This window comes from Psychrobacter sp. TB55-MNA-CIBAN-0194 (genome assembly GCF_040309505.1).
Lineage (GTDB): Bacteria > Pseudomonadota > Gammaproteobacteria > Pseudomonadales > Moraxellaceae > Psychrobacter > Psychrobacter fozii.
Map to the genome: position 1 here is coordinate 1 of NZ_JBEOOW010000435.1, position 261 is coordinate 261.

A 261-nucleotide genomic window follows, 5' to 3' on the forward strand; every position below is an offset into this window, starting at 1 on the left:
TCCAGAGCCCGGACCACGTCGGCGTCGCCGTGCGGCTTGTCATTGGCCTTGAGCGTCTCGCGGACCTGCGCGCCGATGGTCCACACCGGGTTGAGGTTCGACATGGGGTCCTGCGGGACCATGCCGATCTGCGAGCCGCGCAGAGCCTCCAGCCGCTTGGCCGACGGATGCGTGATGTCCTCCCCGTCGAAGAGGATCTGCCCGGAGGACACGCGCCCGTTCGAGGCCAGCAGCCCGATGGCCGCCAGCGCCGAGGTGGAC

General features: G+C 70.1%; 1 pseudogene. It reads right to left on the reverse strand.

The features are described from left to right. Positions 1-261: pseudogene (locus AAEY75_RS15775) on the reverse strand (hypothetical protein); the annotation flags it as partial.